The organism is Palleronia aestuarii (genome assembly GCF_003253995.1).
GTDB classification, from domain to species: domain Bacteria; phylum Pseudomonadota; class Alphaproteobacteria; order Rhodobacterales; family Rhodobacteraceae; genus Palleronia; species Palleronia aestuarii.
The window spans coordinates 19,939-39,062 of record NZ_QKZL01000027.1; the positions used below are offsets into that span (position 1 = coordinate 19,939).

A 19,124-nucleotide genomic window follows, 5' to 3' on the forward strand; every position below is an offset into this window, starting at 1 on the left:
GGTCGCCTGCGGTCGTGTCTCCGCTATCGTCTCCGTCGTTCTCTTCGGGAATGCCATCGCCATCATTTCCCCCATCGAGAGCGACGTCGTCGGGAGCGTTTTCTTCGGGTTCTTCGACGGCGCCTTCATCACCGTCTGACCCAGGTCCCGAAATGGCGCCGATGGCTCCGTCATCGGCCTCGACCGGATCGAGCATCGCTGTTTGATCGGGGGTGATCAGCGCGGCCGGACCTGTCTCAGAGGCCGGAAGGTATTCGCCGATGACGTCCGCATCGAACGAAGACTCCCCCACGGGGGCCGGATCGCCGTCGCCCGGCGGGCCCGAGACGGTTTGCCCCGGAGTTTCCACCTCGCCTTCGGAGGTTTCGTTTGTCCCGGGGGCATCCGGCTCGGTTTGCACATCTACTTCGAGCTGCTCGCCAGGATCGGCGCTTCCGACCGGGATTGCCTCTCCCGCGTTCTGAGCGGATGTCCGGATATCCGTTCGGGCTGACGTAACGGCATCATCCGCGGCGTCGTTCGGGGCGTTCGGCGGCATGGCGCGCGCACGCAGCGGCTCCGCGACAGTACCGATGCCCTGTTCGGCCGTCGACGGGTCGACGGCGCTTCCACCCGCGGATGCGTTGCCCGTTACGGACGCGTTCGCCGCCAGATCGCGGAGCGAGTCGAAGCGGGTGTCCTGGTCGAGGTAGAAGTCGGCGTTGGTCCGAAGGCCGGTGATCTGCGCAGCGATCTCGACAGGTCCGATCCCGCCGATCATCGAACCGTCGCCCGCTTGGAAATCCTCTGCCGTAAAGCGCTCGGCCTCCAGGAAAGCTGCAACATCCGGGCCGATCGGAGCCAAGTAAGTCATCACGGAAGCCTCCAGAACCTGCTCAGCGAGCAAATCAGAATCCGGTTATCGAGGCTTTAATGCAGTGGAATAATCGAAACCTTGGTTAATGATAGATCGTGGCGCGGCACAGATTCAGAAACCGGTACCAGCATCATTGCGCGCCCTCGAAGTCAGGCCACGCACACGGCCGGAGCTTCGTAGCCGATGAGGCCCGGATCCCAATCGATGACGTACGGATCGGCAACGGTCGGAGAAGACGAACTCATCTCGGTTCGATCCGCCATCTTCTGCCGGGTGATGTCGGTGATGATCCCGTCCCAGAGTTGCACACCCTCGTCGTTCACGCGCAGGTCGGCGGCCACCATGAGCCTGACCGGTTCGCTGCCCGGAACCATGTACTCGAGATCGACCGTGAACGATTTTCCGTCGCGATCGACCGCGTGATCGACGACGCGAAGGCGCCGCCGTAATCGTCGGTGAATCCACCGAGGAACCGCGCCGGATCGGCAATCACTCCGGTCGGCGAAATCCCGAGGATGCGTCCGCTCGCATCCGAAAGATAGGTGAAGACCGGCCGTCCCGTGGGCTCAAGCATGAACTGGCAGAGCACCAGCGGGGCATTGTTGGCGATCCCCCTGATCCGCGCTTCCGTTTCCGCCTAGGCCTTGAGCGCCGCGCGCCGCTGGTCCTCGCGAAGGAAGAACGTCCCCATGATCCATACGACCACGATGTTGGCCGGTGCAAAAAACGCGATCTAGGTGAGGTAGATCGAGGCCGGCAACGGGGTGACAAGCGCGATCACGACCGCCGAGACGATGCCCGAGGAAACGGTCTGGACGATCAGATAGGTCTGATCGGCTGAACGCCCGAGATACACTTTCCACCACCCCCAGACCAAGGTCGAGAGCATGGCCACCGCCGGGATGCTCGTTGCCCCGGCACCGCACCAAGGCCACCATAGGAAAGGCGGAGACCGGTCAGCGCCTTGGCCATGATCACCGCGCTGACCGGGCCACCGAAAGTCGCCGCGAGGGTCGCGACGGCCAGCCAAGGGTCGGTGCGGGTGCCCTGAACGAGTTCGACGGAGTTGTTCATCACCACTGCACCCGCCAGGGCGAACATTGCACCAAGTTGCACTCCCTTCGTAAGAGGCGCCTTTGAAAACCGGTGCCGAATCTCGGTCAACAGCATCGTCGCGAGCAGGATCACCGCCGCGTTCTTGATCATCTGCGTGACGTGGTTCATCGGCCCCGCCAAGGATCTCCAAGCCGTTCTTAAACGGACCTGAATCTACAAAGGGTTGATCTTAGCGACCCTAACCTTGGCCAATGGCTCCCGTGGCCAGCACACCGTCATTGTCGCAGCGATCAGGCAGCCTTTTGAACGTGTCGAGGCTTCCGATACTTGGCGAGAGACCAAGCAAGCGCGTGCCCGCGCTAGCCGGCTCTCGCCAACATCAGTGAAAATTACCTGCCACCGAACTTTCATCCAGCCGTGACCGGAGCTCAGATGCTAATGCGCTGTGCCCCGAGCTTAGGGCGTAGGTGAGACTGTTACCGCAGCGCTTACCTATTCAGGCTCCGCTGCCGGCATCAGCTTATCTGCGGACATAGAAGGGTCGGTCGGTCTGCGAGGCCGCAGGCAGTCTCCCGCGAAGCCATCCGTTGAACATGTCCGGGTCGAAGAGCCGTCGCCCAATGCGTTCGAGGCTGGTTGTCGCACGCAGGAGCGCGGGAAACCCGCCATCACCGGCTAGGCTTTCCGGAGGGATGCCCTCCTCGGGTGCACCTCGCGCACAAGGCCATCGAGAAACCCGACCGTAACACGGCGTTTGACGGTAATTTACGATATGCCCGTGCCGGTTGGGCCGTCCACAGGGAAGTGAAGTTTCTTCCGGACGGATCTACCGCCGGACGATCTACGCCTGAGACCAGACTAGTCAGTTTCCAGTCCGCCGCGATCCGGGTGATCTCGGTCAGGGGCACAAAGTGGAGGATCAGAGAATTTACCCCTCCTCCGCCCCGACAAGCGACCAGTTTCACCCCAAGGCACGGGCTCCTGCGATCTGTTTCGACAACAGGCAGGTTGATCAGGGAGATCGGGCCTACCGCCTCCGCGGCGGTTCCCGTCGGGATCCGAGGCTGGACCGTGTCACATTCTTGGCTACTAGGTCCGCCAGCAGTTACCAGCATCTTGCATTTTCGATCCGAGGTGAGCAATTCGCGGGGGAGGAAAAAATCCTCCCCCGCGAATTGTCGGACCTCATCGAAGTGTCATCCGGCGTAGCGCTGGAAGTCTTCGTCGGAGACCTTTTCGGTGGTGAGGTCGAGATCGAGCACGCCCGGTATCTGGGGGCGGGACGTGCGCTCCGCTCGCCCTTGGGCGAGGTCCGCGATCCTGGACACCGTGACGGGCCGGGGCGTGGCGGGCTTTGAGTTGACCGCCTTCACATCGAAGTAGGAGATGACGCCGGTGAGCTGCTGGGACTGGGCGGCAAGCTCCTGACTGGTGGCGGCCGTCTCCTCGGCGGCGGAGGCGTTCTGCTGGATCACGGTGTTGAGTTCGCGGATCGCCTGGTTGATCTGCTCGGCGCCCACGGTCTGCTCCCGTGTCGAGGCCGAGATCTCGGAGACCAGATCCGCCGTGCGCTGGATGTTGGGAACCAGAGCCTCAAGCATCTGCCCAGCCTCGCCGGAAACTTCCACCGTCTCCGACGACAGCTTACTGATCTCGGCCGCCGCCTGTTGAGAGCGCTCGGCGAGCTTGCGTACCTCGGAGGCCACCACCGCGAAACCCTTGCCGTGCGATCCGGCACGGGCCGCCTCGACGGCCGCATTCAAGGCCAGAAGGTCGGTCTGGCGCGCGATCTCCTGGATGATGGTGATCCGTTCAGCGATGGTTTTCATCGCCCGGACCGCGTTGCCCACCGCCTCGCCGGAGCGACGGGCGTCGTCGGCGGACTGGCCGGCGATCTTCTCCGTCTGCGCCGCGTTGTCGGCGTTCTGACTGATGTTCGCCGTCATCTCCTCGACCGCAGCCGAGGCCTCCTCCACCGCCGTGGCCTGCTGGGTGGAGCCGGCGGAGAGCTGCTCGGCCGTCGCGGCCATGTTCGAGGCTCCGTCGGAGACATGGGTGGCGCTGACGGCCGAGTTCGAGATCACCTCGCGCAGCTTCAGCACCATCTTGTCCATTGCGGCCAGGAGCGAACCGATCTCGTCGCGGCTCTCCGTCTTCGTATCGACATCGAGATTGCCGCGGGCCACCTCCTCGACCACGCTCACGGCCTGTTTCAGTTTGCGCGAGAGGCTCGCGGCAAGGAAGGTCGCGACGGCGACACCGATGGCGAGGGCCACACCGGTAAGGACGAGCTGCATACGGGTGACGCTGGCTTCCGTCGATTCGGCATGCTGACGCTCCGCGGCCATCTCCTCGGCCAGAAGATCCAGTTCGTGCGAAATGTCCTCGAAGACCATGGCAAAGGCCGCATCGGCTTCACCGTAGATCCCCTGAATTTTGTTTGCGCTGCCCCGCCCTGCGAGCGCCAAGGGACGCAGTTCCGCCTCGATGGCTGTATAGGCGCCCCAGTGGTCGTTGAGTTCATCGAGGATATCGATTTCCTCGCCGGAGGCCCTGGCCTCCAGGTCGGCGAGCAGGTCCTCCACCTCGGACGCGCCACGATCGAAGGCTGCGAGCGCCGCGTCGATCTCGGCGGGATCTGCCTCGGCGAGGGCGGCGTCGATATAGGTCAGGACCGCCCGGTCCATCTCCATCATGGTGGCGCGGACTTCCTGCATTTCGCTGCGCTTGAAGGCGGTCGAGTCCACGAGAAGCTCGACATCGTGTCCGATGGTCCGGATCCCGTGCAGGCCGGTCAGGGCCGTCATCCCGGTCAGGGCAATCATCATTGCGAACCCGGCGATGATCTTCGTCTTGATGGTCAAGTGCATAATCTCAGCTCGTGTTTGGGCCCGGGGAACGATTAAATCAACGACCAGGCGGAGAAATTCGGAGGACGTGGGCAGCGTGCCTCCCCGGCGAGGTCTGAAATGACGTGTCTCGGCAGACGGTCGCCGGTTCCGGCTCTGTTTCGGAGGCCTGTCGACAGGACCCGAATGCCCGGCGTTTCGCCGTAAAACAGAAAATCCGTAGCTGCCGCGCTTCTTGGCGGATTGCCGGTCAAAATGCTCGATTGCGATTAAAGCGCCGTAAATCCGGGTCCGGAGCGACAGTCCGCTCAAGTAAAACTGCGCTGCAGAGCCGGGCGACCTGTCCAAAAGTGCAGGACGCGGAAGCTTTCGGAATGGCTAGCCAGAAAACAATACTGCCAGATCCAGAGTATTTGTTCACCAGAAGGAGATGGCTGCAACCCCCGTTGCTTACGCCAAGAGGTAGATACAGCAAAAACCAAACGTCGACATGACGCGATCAAGCGCCGTATCGGGGCGGAAATCGCAAACCCTCTCAGCGACGATCTCCGCAAGGCTCTCGATGCCCTGCTGGAGGACATGGTGGACGATCCGGCTAACCCGGTTCGTCTCGCCGCGTCAGTTCGAGGTCGGGAACAACTTGGCCGGGCGCTCGGATTGCTGGATCGGCAGGATGACCTGCAACGCTCCGAACTTCCGACAGAGGTCTTCCACAGCGTTCCGGTGCAGCGCGCCACCCGGCCGCATCGCCAGGGTGAACACAACTCTGCGGATGGGCTACGTGATCTTCCGGACAATCGGCCTCACGCGATCATCGCCGTCTGCGTGGTGGGGTGACTACGCGCAATCGCGCATGCGGTGGTCGAGTCCCATGACCGGATCGTCGGCAGGACGCGGCTCGGTTCGGCAATGCGGAGTTGGATGGGGTACAACCGCCGGTCCGGAAGACCCTGCGCGTTCCGCGACATGGGCGCGGCGCTTTTCGTGGCGAAGACCAATGGCGCGTCCCTCGTCAGGGCGATCTTAAGTATCGAATGGGTACCGGATACCACATGCAGCGTCGTACCTTGATCGGCCTTGCCAAGGGCGAAGCCCATCATGCCTCGATGAACGCGCTTGAGATTGGACGGCAGGAACAGATGGCGACCGCACGGCCGAAGGGCAGCATTACCGGGTGGCCCCACTCGACTTGCTGGCAGCCATCGTGATCTACTGGGGCACGGCGCGGCTGGGGGAAGCCGTCGCTCGGCGGTGCGCGAGACTACCAGTCCCGCCCGACCTCTTAGCGCATACCTCGCCCCACGGCCGGGAGCACATATTGCCGACCGGTGCGTCTCAATTGCCCACGAGATGACGCGAAAGCCGAAATTCGCTTTGCGCGGCCTGAACTTACGGAAGACGGACCCGCGGCATCGCCGTCTTGCGGGCGCGATACGCGCCTACTGCGATAAACCGAATCGCAATCTTTGCCGACCACTTGCAGTGCCGAATGCCACATGCCGCCTGTCGGTGGTTCGACTTGGTCAGGGAGAGGCGCAGAATGAAAATTTCACGGCTGGTATTCGCTGCGTTTCTGGCGGTCGGCATCTTTGCTGCAGTGAAATTCGTACTGTCGGTCGGCGGTTCCTGGCAGGACTATCGCAACGTCGTCCGAATGGCGGACGCGAGCAAGGCGAACTCGACCTGGGCCGCAGGCACGATCGCGCTCTCGCTTGAGCGTAGCGTCACGCAGGTCGCCCTGTCGCTCGACGAACCGGTACCTTCCGAGTTCCGCCAGCTGATCGATGAGCAGCGGCAGGATGCAGAGCGCCTCCTCCGCGACGCCATCTCGATCTCCCAGGCAGCGGCTCCATCCGCTGGACGGGACGCTTTCCTTGCTATTTCGGCTAAGTCCATCGCCGCCGTCGATGCCCTGAGGGCCGAGATCGATACGATGTTATCCAAGCCGAAGACGGAACGAAATCCCCTCAGGGCCAAGCAACTGCCCTTCGAACTGAAGCACGAGATCTCGCAAATGAAGGCGGACGGCCTGCTGCTGACGCCCGCCAACAAGGTCAGCTCCGATGTCTCCACTGCGCTCGCGGGCGTGCAGGACAAGGCATGGGAAGTCCGCGAATTCGGCGGCCGGGCACGCACCTACTTCGCCATCGCGACCCTGAACGGCACACGGATTCCGGTTGATTATCTCAACCTGATCTCGGCGGATGAGAACCGGGCCGCGACGGCATGGGCCGCCCTGCTCAACCTCGCGACCGCGAGCGTGTTGCCGCAATCGATCCTGGAGCGGATCGAGACCGGTAAGTCCCTGTACTTCGAGGAGTATGTTGCTCTGACCGACTCGCTTAAGGAGATCTCGACTGGGGCAGGGCAGAACGCGCCGATCTATCCCGTAGATTTCCCCGCCTTCTTCGAGATGTCGAACGAGGCGCTGGATCACATGACGGCCTTGTCCAACGCGGCCGGTGACGACCTTGTCGCCTATTGGGATGCTCGGCGATCGAGCGCTCTGATCGGCCTCGTCGTCAACATGGCTCTTCTTCTGGCACTTGGCGGTGTCGTCGCCGTGGTCCTGTCGATGCTGCACAAGCGCCTTGTCTCTCGCCTCGAAGCGACGACCGAGGCTCTGGAAAGCCTGTCCTGCGGCGAACTGGACGTGGAGATCGACACCCGTGACAACGATCTGGCCGAAGTTGCCCGGCTTGTCGCCGCCCTCGAGGTGTTCCGGGACAACATGCGCAAGACCGAGCGGCTGCGCCAATCCCTGCAGGATGTGCTCGCCAATGCGCTGACGAACTCGGAATCCGTCGCAAGCGCGGCGGTCGGGTTGCAACGCTCTTCCGAGCAGATCAGCAGGGGAGCGGAAACCCAGGCCGCCTCCGCCCAGCAGGCCAGCGCCGCGATCGAGGAGATGTCGGCGAGTATTGGACAATCGGCGACCAACGCCGGCCAGACCGAAGAGATTGCCACCAAAGCCTCGGCCAAGGCCCAGTCTTCCGGCGAGGCCGTCACGAACGCCGTGACGGCGGTTCAGGAGATCGTTGAGAAAATCGGCGTCGTACAGGAGATCGCTCGCCAGACGGACCTCTTGGCCTTGAATGCCGCCGTCGAGGCGGCGCGCGCCGGCAGCTACGGCAAGGGGTTCGCCGTCGTAGCCGCTGAAGTCCGCAAACTCGCCGAACGGAGCCGGATCGCGGCTATGGAGATTTCGCAACTATCCACTACCACAGTAGAGGCGGCTGGGGATGCGCGCGGACAGATCGAGGAACTCGTTCCCGAGATCCGCCGTACGGCCGACCTGGTTCAGGAAATTTCGGCGGCGGCCCGGGAGCAGAGTATGGGTGCGGAGCAGATCACCCGGTCGATCCGGGAACTCGACCAGGTGATCCAACAGAACGCCGCGACGTCCGATCATGCTAGGGATCTGGCCCAGGATCTTTCGAGCCAGGCCGACGAACTCAGGCACATCATCGGCGAATCCAACGAGGACGGTACCGACCAGCCAGAGAAACGGACGCCTACTTCCACACTGGAACTGGCTGCATAACGGCAGCCCAATCTTTACCGGCCATAGCCATGCATCCGTCCGAGGCGATGAATTCCTTCCAATACGCGCACATTTAGACGCCGTTTGCTGCAGTGGCGTTCCCGGCCTCTACGCCGCGGTCAGTTTGAGCTCGAGGCAGACCTACGGCAACGCGTCGTGCTATCCTGTGGGGCCGACGCGGTGCTGGTGATGGGAGGAGCGCGGCGGACAGGAGGAATCGCCATGCCTGCTTCGAACCTTCCCGCCATCCGCGCGTGCCGACCAGCCTGGAACAAGGGCCGCCTAGTGGGCCAAAAGCGCCCGCTCCTGCCGAAACATGTCTGGGCGATCCGCGTGCGGCTCGAACTCGCCGACCGCGTCCGGGGCCTCGCGCTCTTCAACCTGGCGATCGACAGCAAGCTGCGCGGCTGCGACCTCGTTCGCCTCCGTGTCGCAGACGTCTTCGCGGCAGACCAGGTGAAGGAGCGGACCTCGATCCTCCAGAGCAAGACCCGGCAGCCGGTCCGCTTCGAGATCACCGAAGGGGCGCGGAAGGCCCTCCTGGCCAAGCTCGGAGATCCCGAATTGGTCGGCTCTGAATTTCTCTGGCCGGGACAGTTCCACGAGAGGCTTTACATCTCAACCCGGCAGTATGCCCGCCTCGTCCGAGGCTGGGTCACCTCGATCGGATTGGAGCCGAGCTCTTACGGTACCCACTCGATGCGCCGGACCAAGGTTGCGCAGATCTACCGCAAGACCGGCAATCTCCGCGCCGTCCAGCTACTGCTGGGGCACACGAAATGGACAGCACCGTTCGATACCTCGGTGTCGAGCTGAAAGATTCACTCGCAATTTCGGAGGCAGTCGAGATCTGAGCGACGCGGCCACCCACTTCTCGGGCGGCGCTGACCGGTCGCTGCCGGGCCGCTTCGCCGCTTCTCCAAACCGGACATTCGCGCATTGCGCAGCATCTCCACCGCCCGGATAATCGATGTGCGGGGTGAAGCGAACATTGCGGGTGCCCCTCACCGCGACTAGTCTTCAGCGCTTAGCGAGGCTCTGTTGCAAAAATCCCGTAAGGGATTCGTCTCGCGAATCCAGCGTGGCGGCAGTGGTGCATGAGCAGACCAACATCCCCCACCTACACGACCAGGAACTGGGCGTCTTATAACGAGGCGCTCAAGCGCCAAGGTTCGTTGACAATCTAGTTCGATCCCGGAATGAGCCAGGAGGCCATGCCGACGGGGAGGCGCGGGCAATGGCAGACCTACAGCGATACCGCGGTCCAGACGTGCCTGACGATTAAGGCTCTGTTCGGAATGGAACTCCGGCAGACGACAGGCTTTGTCGAAAGCCTGTGCTGGTCGGCCTGGACTGCACAGTGCCCAACTTCAGCACGCTGTCCTGCCGTCAGAAATTCCTCGTCATGAATATCCCATATCGCGGTTCTCAGGGTCCGCTGCACATGCTGATCGACAGCACGGGCATCGAGAACGAAGGCGAATGGCACGCAAGCGAGTATGGCGGCCCCAAACGACGTGTCTGGTACAAGTTCCACCTCGGTATCGACGAGAAAACACTAGCGATCTGGGCTGTCGAGAGTTCACCGGTTCGAAAGAGCCAGTGGATGAGAGCCACATCGGCGATGCGCCGGTATTGCCCGATCTGCTCGGCCAGATCCCACAGCACCAGGAGATTGGCAGCGTCACGGCAGATGGCGCCTTTGACATGAGCAAATGCCACGACGCGATCGCTGAGCGCGGCGCCCATGCCGTCATCCCTCCCCGCAGGAATGCCCAGCCGTGGAAGATCGTCACCGCTGGCACGGTCGCCAGAAACGAGGTTCTACGAGCATCTAATTACCTCGGCAGGTCCCTATGGCAAAGATGAAGCGGATATCACCGGCGAAGCCGTGCCGAAACGAAAATGCACTGCAAGTTGCTGGGGCAGCGCCTCATCGCGCGGGACTTCGACCGACACGTCGCTCAGGTCCAGATCCGCATCGCCGCCATAAATGGCTACACCGCACTCGGCATCCCTGTCACGGAGGCTATGGGATAAGTCCGTCCGGGGAAAGGGGAACCTCGGACATCAGAGGCTTAGTGCAACGGGGTCGTGTGGATGCCTCGTTCCTGAAGATGCCCAAAGCATCAAACGCAAAACAATATCGCCGTTCGCCAGACGTGCTCATTTCTTACTGCAACTGCGAAGCCACGCGGGGAGAAAGTGGAATGTGGACATGGCCGTGCCTCCCATAAGGGAGCACGCGATGTGCTGCAAAGAGTAGGATGGCCTGAGCCCGCCTGCCCGATCGCCGCGCTATCGTGGATACGCGTCCAACGGCAGCCGCGCGAAGTCCGACTGTAAGAATATCACCTGCCCCGAAAGCATCATGTCGCCAAGGGTGTCCAAGCAGACGCCCATCAGCGCAAAGGCAAAGGTTCACAAGATGTAGAGTATGGTCCCGAGCGCTTCGTTCGACACAGCAGGCATGGGCCCAAACCGGGGAGAGGAATTACTCATCGCCGCGGATCACCCGCGCGGGAATGCCAATTGAGCTTGATCGAAAGCCGTTCTGCGCATCCGATCGACCCTGCCTGCTTCATACCGCACTGAACCGGATATGCGGCTGGCTATGATATGGGGATATGTCCACATAGGCAGAGACGCGAAACACGTCGCGTAGCGTCTCCCGCGTGAGCACGGTGTGGGGTGTGCCGCAGACGCGGACGGCACCGTCCTGGAGGACCACGATCCGGTCACAGAACATCGCGGCGAGGTTCAGGTCGTGCAGGGCGACGACGCTGGTCAGATCGAGATCGCGCACCATGCGAAGAATTTCGATCTGGTGATGGATGTCGAGATGGTTGGTCGGCTCGTCGAGGAACATCACTTGCGGTGCCTGCGCCAACGCCCGGGCGATATGGACGCGTTGCCGTTCGCCCCCGGACAGGGTTTGCCACGCCTGCTTTCTACGTGAGGCCATATCTACGCGATCGAGGGCTTCGGCCACCGATGTCTCATCGGCCTCTGACCAGCCAGCGAAGGCCGAGCGGTGGGGCGTTCGCCCGAGCCGCACGACGTCGACCACGGTGACATTGGTGTCGGTCGCGACGCTCTGCTGGACGAACGCGACCTGCCGGGACAGCGCCTTGCGCGAGACCTGCGCGATGTCCTGACCGTTGATCTCCACCCGCCCGGTATCGGGGCGACGCAGCCCCGCCAGAAGCCGCAGCAGGGAGGATTTGCCGGACCCGTTCGGACCGATCAGTCCAAGCGTTTCGCCCGGCGCGACCGTCAGCGAAACGCCCAACACGATGGCCTTGCGCTTCACGCCCCAGTTCAGGTTCTCGGCGACGACGCTCATGTCTGTGGCCTTGCCCGGTAAAGGATGATCGCAAAGAAGGGTACGCCGACAAGCGCGGTGACGACACCGATCGGGACCGTCTGCTGCGTGGCGATCACGCGCGAAGCTATGTCGGCGATGACCATGAACACTGCTCCGACGACGGCGCAGGCCGGAAGGAGCCGCAGGTGCAAGGGGCCGACGATGTATCGCGCGGCGTGCGGCACGACCAGCCCGACGAAGCCGATGGCACCGACCATGCTCACGATCGTCGCGGTCAACAGGGCGGTCACGCCGAAAAGGATCAGCCGGATGCGTCCCACCGGAACGCCAAGCGCCGCGGCATCCTCATCACCGAAAGTGAAGGCGTCGAGCGAGCGCGCCATCCAGGCGCAGATCACAAGACTGACGACCACCACTCCCAGCAAAAGCTGGAAGTCCGGCCAGCGCACGCCGCCGAAGCTGCCCAGCAACCAGAACATCACGTCCCGCGCCTGCTGAGCGTTGCCGGAGGTCGTCACGATATACGAGGTCAGCGCGTTGAATAGCTGCGAGGCTGCCACGCCGGCGAGGATCGTGTGGTTCGGGCCGCTCGTCGCGCCGTTGGACAGAAGCGCCACCAGAGCGAAAGCGGCGAAAGCGCCCGCGAAGGCGCCCAGCGACAGCGAGAGGCTGCCCGCGCCGATGCCAAGAACGATTACGCAGACCGCGCCGGTCGAAGCGCCTGCCGAGACACCGAGGACAAAAGGCTCGGCCAGCGGGTTGCGGAGAAGTGCTTGAAGGATTGCCCCGCACATCGCCAGCCCCGCCCCGGCGAGGGCCGCTACAAGAGCGCGACTTAGGCGCAAGTTCCACACGACGCTCTGTTCGATCGGTGCGACCTTGGCTCCGGTCAGGCCCAATTCGTTCGTGATCGAGAGGAATACCGTGCCCAGACCGATGCGATAATCGCCGATCGCCGTCGCGAAGGCGACGGCAAATGCCAGGACGATCGCGGAAAGGCAGGTAAAGAGGGCGAGCCGTCCTGCGCCGCCCTCCGATGCGTCAGGGGCCATCACGGAAGATCGAGTTCCTTCAGCTGCTCGGCCACCTGCTCGGCGCCGTAGAGGGTGCGACTGCTTGGGTTCATCGCGGCACCGCTCATGGTCACGATCCGACCCTCGTGAACCGCTTCCATCTGACTGACGGTCGGATCAGACGTCAGGAATTCGATCTTGTTCTCGGCGGTGTCCAGGTCCCAGCGGTTCCGGTCGACCTGAGCGACGACGAACACGGTCGGGTCGGCAGCCATGATGCCTTCCCATCCGACGGCAGGCCAGTCGGCCTCGGTCGTGATGGCGTTGGCGCCGCCAAGAATGTCGGCGATGTAGCCCGAAGGTCCATTCCCGCCGCCGAGATAGGCATCGTCGGCCGGCGACGGGCTGGAAAACCAGAACAGGAAAGACAGGTTCTCGTTTTCCGTGAACTGCTCGCGCAAGGCAGCCTCGCGCGACTTGAAATCCGCGATCAACGTTTCCCCACGCTCCGCGACGTCGAAGATCCGCGCCAGATCCTCGATCTCCTTGTAGAGCAGGTCCATGGTCCAAAGCTTGTCGCGCGAGCCGTAGGCGTCGTTCGCGTCGAGCGTCGTCGTGCAGGCGCTCGGTGCGAGGTAGGTCGGGATGCCGAGGTCCTCGAAGTCCGAACGTTTTGCCACCTTGCTGTCGGGACCAAGCAACGTCGTGAGCATTGCGGCGACGAAGTCGGGCTGGACCGACAGCACGGATTCCAGGGTTGGAAACTCGACGGTGAGCACCTCGACTTCCTCGTTGGCCTCGGCCACCTCCGGCAATACCGAACTGGGCCAGAACGCGGTCGCCGCCATCCTGTCCTCGAGACCCAGCAGCAGCATGATTTCGGCGCTGTTCTGACCCAGGGCCACGGCGTTTCGTGGTGCCGTTTCGAAGGTGACCGATTGCCCGCAGTTTTCTATCGTCAGGGGATAATCGGTTTCCGCCAGAGCCGCAGAGCCAAGACAGGCCAAAGCTGCGATTGCAATCGCCGTGATCGGTTTGTGCGACATCAAGCGGTGCTCATTGTTGAGTTTATCTGTCGGAAACCGGCTAAGCGTGTCCGGCGACGATATCAAGGTAAATTAGTCAGGATGTTTCGCCGCTGGAAAGAAAGTGCATGTTCTCGGGTGAACCTCTCCTACGCGGCAGTCTTGCCTGAAATCGATCGGGACCATGACGATCCTAGCGGTACTCCGTTGCACCTATACAGCGTGAGTTGTTTACGGCGACTCTGGATAGTCCATGCAATGTACTTCGATGCTGCGCTTGCGAACTGACGCCCTTCTGCGACAGTCAATCCGGGCTCTAACGACCCTGCGGCAAGCACCCACGGCCTTTACCAAGGTTGCTGATGCAGACCATGCCCACCTTCGTAGGTGAAGACATCCACGCCATCATGGACGCAGCGGGCGATCGTGTCGCTCGGAAACCGCTTTTCCGGCGGCCCAGCCCGAAGACCAGGCCCACTGGAAGTTGTATCCTCCCAACCAGCCAGTGACGTCGACGGCCTCGCCGATGGCATAAAGTCCCGGAACCGTCTTCGCTTCCATCGTCCGCGAGGAAAGCGCTTCGGTCGAAATGCCACCGGCTGTGACTTCGGCCTTGGCAAAGCCCTCGGTGCCGGTCGGATAGAACGTCAGATGCTGCAGGTCTGCGGCAACGCGCTCGAGGTCCTTGTCGGAGCTGTTCCCCATCTCCGTTTCGAGCCCGATGCGCGCTGACAGGACCTCGGCCAAGCGGTTCGGGAGGTGATCGTTCAGCACGGAGCGCAGCCGGCTACGGGGCGATCGTCGCCGCGCGTCGCGCAGGATCTCTTCGGCATTCTCGATCACTCTCAGCACGATCGGCGACCCGGGTGTCCAGTAGGAGGAGACCTGAAGGATTGCCGGCCCCGATAGCCCACGGTGCGTGAAGAGCGCGGCCTCGGAAAAGGCGGCCCCACCGGCCTCGGCCGTGACCCGGGACGATACGCCGGAAATCTCCCGGAACGCCTGCGCGTCCGGTCCGAGGGTCATGGGGACGAGAGCAGGTCTCGGGGGAACGACAGTTAGACCGAAGCGCCGAGCAATCTGGTAGGCGACCCCGCTAGCCCCCATCTTCGGGATGGAGGGGCCGCCTGTGGCGATGACCAGCTGCTCGGCCGACGCTCCGGCGACGCGAAACAGCCCGTCTCCGTGGCCGATCTCGCCGATCTCCGTCGAAAGACGGATCTCCACACGACCACTGCCGCATTCCTCGAGAAGCATCGCCACGACCTGCCGGGCGGAGCCATCGCAGAACAACTGCCCCAATGTCTTCTCATGCCAGTCGATACCGTAGCGGTCGACCAGCGCGAGGAAATCCCACTGGGTGTAACGGGCAAGCGCGGATTTCGAGAAGTGCGGATTTTCGGAGAGGAAGCAGTCCGCCTCGACCCCCATATTGGTGAAGTTGCATCGGCCGCCGCCCGAGATCAGGATCTTCTTGCCTGCCTTGTCGGCATGATCGAGCAGGAGCACACGGGCGCCGGCCTGTCCCGCTGTCGCGGCAGCCATCAGACCGGCAGCTCCGGCACCAAGCACGATCACATCGTATTTCATGCCGGTCATCTACCCCTCCCCGCCGAGCAAGAAAATGGCGCGTATTGCTCTCGGATCGGCTGTCACCGACCTGCCTCAGGAAGGTGGCGCAGCCCTACTGAGGTTTCTGATAGAGGTGTCCCCGATTGTTTGCGCAGGAGGGTTACGTGTCGATGAATTCCTCAGGAAAAGGCTCGCCGCTGGCCTGCGGCGGCGCTGCGCTCCGGAGACGGCCGATGGCGAGGGCGCACAGCATGACTCGACTTATCGAGGTCGCCGATATTCTCAAAGCGCTCACGTCTCGAAGCGCTTGCGGTCATGATCTACCAAACCCTGCGACCACCATCCTTTAGCGTCCCGGGTCTACGGTCATGGGTCGGGATAAGTTCATCCGCGCCTCCGATGGGAATGGCGCAGCACGACAACGCATGCGACAGCTCTGTCGAACCACTCCTGGAAAACGAGCAGCATGTTCAACCCGTTCAAGAAGGCCCAGATACGCGGACGCAAGCGGCTGCGAAAGGCCACGTCGACGGCCATGGGGCAAATGACCAGTGCCATGTTTCCCAAGCCACCTGCCGGGAAAGCCCGCCCAAAATCCAAGACCCCGGCGAAATCCACGGGTAGAACGCCCAGTCGTCCGAAAGCCGGCCCGCACCCGACGGTGAAACCCTCGAAGTCGGTACCACCATCTTCTGCGACTACCCGATCTAGAAAGGCATTGCCCCGGGGCGCGTCGTTTGGATGGCGAACACACGATTGCGAGGTCGGCAGCCTGACCTACAAACTTTACGTTCCCGCTTGCGCCTGCGCGACGGTGCAGCCGCTCCCCGTCCTCATGATGCTGCACGGATGCGGACAAACGCCGGATGACTTCGCCAGAGGGACCGGCATGAATGCCTTGGCGGAGGAACTGGGCATCATCGTCGTCTATCCAGCGCAGGAACGCCGCTCACAGCAGAATCGCTGCTGGAATTGGTATCGGCGCGGCGATCAGGTCCGGGGCGCGGGCGAACCCGCCCTTCTGGCCAGTCTGACGCGGGATGTCGCGAGCACCGCCCCGGCCGACCCCGCGCGAGTGTATGTCGCGGGCTTGTCGGCGGGGGCATCGATGGCGTTGATCCTCGCGGCGACATATCCGGACATCTTCGCTGCGGTCGGGGCCCATTCAGGCCTGGCATGGGGCGCGGCACGCGACGCGACGACGGCCGCACTTGCCATGAGACATGGCGCCCCTGGCCACCGATCCCCCGGTCCAATGCCCACGATCGTTTTCCACGGCGAAGATGACAAGGTCGTCCATGTCAGGAACGGCCGCTTCATCGCATCACGCGCCGCTGCCGCTTACGACGGACTGCGCCGCACCGAACTGAGCAGTCGCGGGCATGGTGGGCATCCATTCGTGAGGCAATCGCATCGCCGGGGAAAAGGCCGATCGTTCACGGAATTCTGGGTCGTGAAAGACGCCGGCCATGCTTGGTCCGGCGGCAGTCGGGCCGGTCGGTTTGCCGACCCTGCAGGTCCGGATGCATCGCGCGAGATGATGCGCTTTTTTCTGCAACATCGAACGACGTCAAAGCAGCGCAAGGCGGCGCAATTGGCCGACGCGGCGTGACGCGATAAGCGTCCGGACCGTTCCAATCGAAAGTTACAGAATGGCATTGCGGCAGGACTGACCTGTCGGATGAGGCAGGCAGTACAGACTCACGGCGGACTGGGGTGTGCGGCAAAGTCCGCTTCGCTTGATACTGACGACCTGCCGATCCCGGCACCGAACCAGCCGATAAGCTCCAGACTTATTGATTCTGAGCCAGAACGGAACGGTCGCTGCGAGGGCAGTTGCTGACAGGAAGACCTTTGGGCAACGATCATATCGAGTGGCAACGCGACGCCAGTCCTTCAGACGCCCGAACATGATCTCGATCCTGCTGCGGCGTTTGCATCGGCGTTTGCCGTATCGGACCGGCTTGTTGCGCGACTTCCGCCCCGGGATGCAGGGCGTTATGCCCATATCTGAAAGGTCTTCGCGGAGCCAGTCGGCATCATATCCGCGATCTCCCAACAGCCATTCTGCCGCTGACAAACTGCCCGACAAAGCCTTGGTCCCGGTATGGTTGCTGGCGGTCTCAACCGGTCGTCGCAACACCCCTGTTGAAGGAGGTTGCGATGACGACAGGTAGACGAAAATCCGAGCGATCAACGAGGCGCAAGCTGCGCTCTCCTGGGCGGCCCGGAGTGGCGCAGCGATTTGAACGCCAGCACTTCTGGGCCCTGATTGCTCTTAGTCTTCCCAGCGAGGAAGCTGCCGTGCGGGCCGGTGTCTCGCAGCCGGTCGGAACACGGTGGTTTCGAGAGGCTGGCGGCATGCCCCCTTCGCATTTGGCGCCATCGGCGCCGCCGCCATCTCGGCGCTATCTCTGTCTTAAGGAACGTGAAGAGATCGCGCTGCTGCTGGCGCGGGGTGTTGGCTTGCGCGAGATCGCGCGCCGCTTGGGGCGGGCAGCCTCAACAATCTCGCGGGAGGTCCGACGCAACGCCGCGACCCGCTCGGGCGGGTTCGATTACCGGGCGACCACGGCCCAATGGCATGCCGAGCGCGCAGCCCGGCGCCCGAAGCCTGCGAAGCTGGCGATGAACTCGGCGTTGCGGCAGTATGTGCAGGATAGGCTTTCGGGCCAGATCTCGCGGCCGGATGGCTCAGTCGTGACTGGTCCGGACGTCGTCTGGAAGGGGCGCCGACTCGGACCGCGGCAGCCGCGCCGGTGGGCCATGGCCTGGAGCCCCGAACAGATCTCCAGCCGGTTGCGGATCGACTTTCCTGGAGACGAGACCATGCGGATCAGTCATGAGGCGATCTATCAGGCGCTGTATATCCAGGGGCGCGGCGTCCTGCGTCGCGAGCTGACAGCTTGCCTGCGCACCGGCCGGGCGCTGCGCGTGCCCAGAGCCCGGACCGCCGGCCGTGGCAAGTCTTTTGTGACACCGGAGATCATGATCAGCGAGCGTCCCGCCGAAGCCGAGGATCGCGCCGTCCCCGGTCACTGGGAGGGCGACCTGATCATTGGCTTGGGCCGCTCCGCCATCGGCACCCTGGTCGAGCGGCAGACGCGCTTCACGATGCTGCTGCACCTTCCGCGGCTGCCCGGGCATGGCGAAGGCCCACGGATCAAGAACGGCCCGCCTCTCGCGGGGCACGGCGCCGAGGCGGTCAGGGATGCCATTCAGTTTAGTATCGCCCGCCTGCCCAAGCATCTTCGTCGCTCCCTGTCATGGGATCAGGGGGCGGAGATGGCCCGCCACGCCGAACTGACCGTCGCCGCGGATCTGCCGGTCTACTTCTGCGATCCCCACAGCCCGTGGCAGCGCGGCACGAACGAGAACACCAACGGTCTGCTCCGCCAATACTTCCCTAAAGGCACCGATCTCAGCCTGCACAGTCCCGATGACCTCGAGGCCGTCGCCGCCGCGCTCAACGGGCGACCCCGCAAGACGCTCGCGTGGAGAACCCCGGCGGAGGCACCGGACGCGGTCTTCGCGAACGCAGAAGCTGGCCATGTTGCGACGACCGGTTGAGACAGCCTTGCGATCCACGATCCGTGTGGAAGACGCACCCGGGAAGCGGACGGCGCAGGGCGATGGCGCGCTCGAAGGCGGCGACGGCCAAGCGTGCATCGATCCGCCGTCCGATCGCGTAGCCGACGATGCGTCGCGACCAGGCATCCATGATGATCGCGACATAAACGAAGCCGGTCGTGATGGCGACAAAGGTGATGTCGTTCGCCAACGGTCTCGAACGCATGGCGACGCGATGGCTCACCCCAGAGATGATCCGGGCCATGCGCCTCGAAGTCTCTGGCGATCAACGGATAGATCGGGCCGCCATG

At 63.0% G+C, this 19,124-nt stretch carries 14 protein-coding genes and 3 pseudogenes; 6 read left to right on the forward strand and 11 right to left on the reverse strand.

All coding sequences use genetic code 11. The features are described from left to right. The 5 genes from LX81_RS22345 to LX81_RS18555 form a co-directional block, all read right to left on the reverse strand. The coding region (locus tag LX81_RS22345; RefSeq protein ID WP_211322822.1) for a hypothetical protein at positions 1–886 on the reverse strand (886 nt) is incomplete at its 3' end. Positions 887–1,005: 119 nt separating this feature from the next. Further along, positions 1,006–1,230: a hypothetical protein gene (locus tag LX81_RS18540; protein ID WP_146259475.1), complete on the reverse strand. Its 225-nt coding sequence runs from the start codon at positions 1,228–1,230 to the stop codon at positions 1,006–1,008. A 445-nt stretch (positions 1,231–1,675) separates the two neighbouring features. Beyond that, positions 1,676–2,080 (reverse strand): hypothetical protein, encoded by a 405-nt coding sequence (locus LX81_RS21960; protein ID WP_146259476.1) that lies wholly within the window; start codon positions 2,078–2,080, stop codon positions 1,676–1,678. 1,028 nt (positions 2,081–3,108) lie between these two features. Then, complete coding sequence (locus LX81_RS22350) at positions 3,109–4,782, reverse strand: methyl-accepting chemotaxis protein (RefSeq protein WP_211322823.1); 1,674 nt, start codon at positions 4,780–4,782, stop codon at positions 3,109–3,111. Positions 4,783–5,564: 782 nt separating this feature from the next. Further along, complete coding sequence (locus LX81_RS18555) at positions 5,565–5,861, reverse strand: hypothetical protein (protein ID WP_111538791.1); 297 nt, start codon at positions 5,859–5,861, stop codon at positions 5,565–5,567. 104 nt (positions 5,862–5,965) lie between these two features. Between LX81_RS18555 and LX81_RS18560 the strand changes: the two genes are divergently transcribed. From LX81_RS18560 to LX81_RS18575, 4 genes and pseudogenes are all read left to right on the forward strand, one after another. Continuing rightward, on the forward strand, positions 5,966–6,115 hold the full coding sequence (locus LX81_RS18560) for a hypothetical protein (protein WP_234822705.1): 150 nt from the start codon (positions 5,966–5,968) through the stop codon (positions 6,113–6,115). Between the two features lie 186 nt (positions 6,116–6,301). After that, positions 6,302–8,305 (forward strand): methyl-accepting chemotaxis protein, encoded by a 2,004-nt coding sequence (locus LX81_RS18565; protein WP_170134029.1) that lies wholly within the window; start codon positions 6,302–6,304, stop codon positions 8,303–8,305. Positions 8,306–8,527: 222 nt separating this feature from the next. After that, positions 8,528–9,159 (forward strand): annotated as a pseudogene (locus LX81_RS18570) (tyrosine-type recombinase/integrase). Positions 9,160–9,402: 243 nt separating this feature from the next. After that, a pseudogene (locus tag LX81_RS18575) lies at positions 9,403–10,345 on the forward strand (IS5 family transposase). A 541-nt stretch (positions 10,346–10,886) separates the two neighbouring features. On the opposite strand, the gene LX81_RS18580 reads toward LX81_RS18575, so the two are convergent. The 4 genes from LX81_RS18580 to LX81_RS18595 form a co-directional block, all read right to left on the reverse strand. After that, a complete protein-coding gene (locus tag LX81_RS18580) occupies positions 10,887–11,651 on the reverse strand; it encodes an ABC transporter ATP-binding protein (RefSeq protein ID WP_111538794.1) in 765 nt (254 codons plus the stop codon). After that, positions 11,648–12,685: a FecCD family ABC transporter permease gene (locus LX81_RS18585; RefSeq protein ID WP_111538795.1), complete on the reverse strand. Its 1,038-nt coding sequence runs from the start codon at positions 12,683–12,685 to the stop codon at positions 11,648–11,650. Before LX81_RS18585 ends, LX81_RS18580 begins: the two co-directional genes overlap by 4 nt. Next, positions 12,685–13,692: an ABC transporter substrate-binding protein gene (locus LX81_RS18590; RefSeq protein WP_111538796.1), complete on the reverse strand. Its 1,008-nt coding sequence runs from the start codon at positions 13,690–13,692 to the stop codon at positions 12,685–12,687. The genes LX81_RS18585 and LX81_RS18590 overlap by 1 nt, the downstream gene beginning before the upstream one ends. 384 nt (positions 13,693–14,076) lie before the next feature. Beyond that, positions 14,077–15,270 carry a BaiN/RdsA family NAD(P)/FAD-dependent oxidoreductase gene (locus tag LX81_RS18595; RefSeq protein WP_308418339.1) on the reverse strand — a complete coding sequence of 398 codons (1,194 nt, stop codon included), beginning with the start codon at positions 15,268–15,270 and terminating at the stop codon, positions 14,077–14,079. 439 nt (positions 15,271–15,709) lie between these two features. Here LX81_RS18595 and LX81_RS18600 point away from each other — a divergent pair, with 439 nt between their 5' ends. After that, positions 15,710–16,855, forward strand: coding sequence for an extracellular catalytic domain type 1 short-chain-length polyhydroxyalkanoate depolymerase (locus LX81_RS18600; protein ID WP_111538797.1), 1,146 nt, complete (start codon positions 15,710–15,712; stop codon positions 16,853–16,855). Between the two features lie 192 nt (positions 16,856–17,047). Here LX81_RS18600 and LX81_RS18605 read toward each other — a convergent pair. Beyond that, a pseudogene (locus LX81_RS18605) lies at positions 17,048–17,359 on the reverse strand (transposase); the annotation flags it as partial. A 47-nt stretch (positions 17,360–17,406) separates the two neighbouring features. On the opposite strand from LX81_RS18605, the gene LX81_RS18610 reads away from it, so the two are divergent. After that, complete coding sequence (locus tag LX81_RS18610) at positions 17,407–18,813, forward strand: IS30 family transposase (RefSeq protein WP_211322824.1); 1,407 nt, start codon at positions 17,407–17,409, stop codon at positions 18,811–18,813. Here LX81_RS18610 and LX81_RS23390 read toward each other — a convergent pair. Continuing rightward, positions 18,710–19,078, reverse strand: a complete 369-nt coding sequence (locus LX81_RS23390; protein ID WP_111538799.1) for a DDE-type integrase/transposase/recombinase — start codon at positions 19,076–19,078, stop codon at positions 18,710–18,712. The two genes, LX81_RS18610 and LX81_RS23390, sit on opposite strands and share 104 nt — an antisense overlap. Positions 19,079–19,124: the final 46 nt, after the last annotated feature.